Origin of the sequence: Trinickia sp., from assembly GCF_051961175.1 — a bacterium.
Taxonomy (GTDB): Bacteria; Pseudomonadota; Gammaproteobacteria; order Burkholderiales; family Burkholderiaceae; genus Trinickia.
This window is the reverse complement of sequence record NZ_JBQCDN010000356.1, coordinates 1-2,775: the sequence shown is the minus strand read 5'-3', so window position 1 is coordinate 2,775 and position 2,775 is coordinate 1. Positions and strand designations below refer to the sequence as shown.

Here is a 2,775-nt window from a genome sequence, read left to right as displayed (position 1 = left end):
GCCCGCACTCGCAGATTCGCCTGCGCGCCTGGAGCTTCGACGAAGGCGAGCCGATCGATCACGCGTTTTTCAAACGGCGCGTCCAGCGTGCATTCGCGCACCGGCAAGCCTTCGTACGCGAGACGGGGGCCGTCCGGCTGATCTTCGGCGAAGCCGATGGCTTGCCGGGGCTCATCGTCGACTACTACGTGGAAGACAGCGGCGCGGGCCGCGGCCAACTGGTTTGCCAGTTCATGGCCGCTGGCGTCGAGGCGTGGAAAGAAGCCATCGTCGCGGCGCTCGTCAGTGCGACGGGATGCCCGAATGTGTACGAGCGCTCGGATGTGTCGATCCGGGAAAAGGAAGGGCTGGAACAAACGACGGGCGTGTTGGCCGGCGACGCGCCGCCCGACACGCTCGTCACGCGCGAAAACGGCGTGCGCTATCACGTGGATGTCCGCACCGGCCACAAGACGGGCTTTTACGTCGACCAGCGCGACAACCGCGCCTTGGTCCAAGCGTACGCGGCCGGCCGCGACGTGCTCAACTGCTTCTGCTACACGGGCGGTTTTTCGCTGGCGGCGCTCGGCGGCGGCGCGAAACGGGTCGTCTCGATCGATTCGTCGGGGGAAGCCCTGGCGCTTGCCCGCGCGAACGTCGAAGTCAACGGCTTCGATGCGCAGCGGGCGCAATGGCTCGATGCCGACGCCTTCCGCACCCTGCGCAGCCTCGTCGACGAAGGCGAGCGGTTCGACCTCGTCGTGCTCGATCCGCCGAAGTTCGCCCCGGCGCGCGAACATGTCGATCGCGCGGCGCGCGCCTACAAGGACATCAACTTGTCGGGCTTTCGCCTGCTGCGTCCGGGCGGCTTGCTTTTCACTTACTCGTGTTCAGGCGCGATCGATGCGGACTTGTTCCAGAAAATCGTCGCGGGCGCGGCAGCCGACGCCCGCGTCGACGCGCGCATCCTGAAGCGCCTCGGTGCCGGTGTGGATCATCCGTTGCTGGCCGCATTCCCCGAAGGCGAATACCTGAAAGGGCTGCTGTTGCAAATCGTCTGAACGCCCCCATGTACGGCTGCTTGATGCCCGCGCCCCGCACGTGCCTCCCCACGAAGATGTGCGAGCAACGGTATGCTTCAATATTTTCGTGGCCGGCTCGCTTGAACCGTCCCTGATTTCGACCCATAGGCGATTGAATATGATCCCCGTCACCATCTTGACCGGCTTTCTCGGCAGCGGCAAAACCACGCTGCTCAAGCGCATCCTCAACGAAAAGCACGGCATGAAGATCGCCGTGATCGAAAACGAGTTCGGCGAAGAGAACATCGACAACGAGATCCTCGTCCAGAACCAGGCCGAGCAGATCGTGCAGATGAGCAATGGCTGCATCTGCTGCACGATCCGCGGCGACTTGCATCGCGCGCTCGCCGATCTGGCCGAGCGCAAGCGCTCCGGCGAAATCGCCTTCGACCGCGTCGTCATCGAAACGACGGGTCTGGCCAACCCAGGGCCCGTTGCGCAGACCTTCTTCATCGATAGCGAAATCGCCGACGAATTCCTGCTCGACGCGATCATCACGCTCGTCGACGCCAAGCATGCGAATGCGCAACTCGACGAACACGAAGTCGTGCAGCGTCAGGTCGGCTTCGCCGATCGCCTGTTCATCACGAAATCCGATCTCGCCGACGAAGCCTCGTTGGCCGATCTGCGGCACCGCCTCGTTCATATGAATCCGAAGGCGACGATCAAGGTCGTCAATTTCGGCGAAGCCGACATCAAGGAGATCTTCGATCTGCGCGGCTTCAACCTCAATGCGAAGCTGGAGATCGACCCGGACTTCCTGGCCGAAGACGATCACGCTCACCAACACGGCCACGATCATGATCACGGACATGGCCACGATCACGGCCACGAGCACTGCGATCACGATCACGGGCAGTGCGCCCACGAAGGGCATGCGCATCATCATGCGCACCACGACGATCGGATCAAGTCGTTCGTCTACCGTAACGACCGCCCGTTCGATCCAAACAAGCTCGAAGATTTTCTCGGCGGCGTCCTGCAAATCTACGGCGAGCGGCTGCTGCGCTATAAGGGCGTGCTCTACATGAAGGGCGTCGATCGCAAGGTTGTCTTCCAGGGCGTCCACCAGATGATGGGAAGCGACCTCGCGTCCAAATGGCTGCCGGTCGAAAAGAAGACGAACAAGATGGTGTTCATCGGCATCGACTTGCCGCAGGATTTGATCACCGACGGGCTCGACGCCTGCCTCGTCTAAGCCGAGGCAGGTGGGAAGCCGTACGCGCGCGGCTGGCCGGGGGTTCGCTTTTTGAACGGGCGCGCGCTATATTTTCAGGATGTCGGGGGTGCCTCGACAGGGTTTTCTCTGTTGCAGCGCCCAAGATCGATTCAGTTACAATACGTCCCCGCCGCTGGACGGCGGATAGGCAACGGCGCCGGGAAACCTTATCCGGACAAGGCCAAAACGAAAGAATCGAGACACCGAAAGACGTCGCTGTACAAGGTTCGCGCTATGCGAACCTCGTGTTGCGGCGCCGTATCGAATGGGTAGGAGCACCCGAGGATCGGTTTCCTTACGGAGTTCGGCCCCGCATCGGCGCGACGGCGTTTGGACGGCTACAGGGCCGCGGGCGCCGGCGCTTCCATGGCACCGCTTGCGGGCAATACGAAAGTGCGGGCAATATGTATGGGTTTTGCCTCACATTGAAGAAGCACGCAGATGACGACGAAACGACTCTTGACCGAAGCCGAAATCCTGAAGATGGGCGACAAG

Annotated in this window: 2 protein-coding genes; both read left to right on the top strand. The window is 62.0% G+C overall.

The features are described 5' to 3' along the window. The coding region (locus tag ACTHL0_RS20630; RefSeq protein ID WP_440568744.1) for a class I SAM-dependent rRNA methyltransferase at positions 1-1,040 on the top strand (1,040 nt) is incomplete at its 5' end. Between the two features lie 139 nt (positions 1,041-1,179). Further along, on the top strand, positions 1,180-2,259 hold the full coding sequence (locus ACTHL0_RS20625; protein ID WP_440568743.1) for a CobW family GTP-binding protein: 1,080 nt from the start codon (positions 1,180-1,182) through the stop codon (positions 2,257-2,259). The last annotated feature ends 516 nt before the right edge of the window (positions 2,260-2,775 follow it).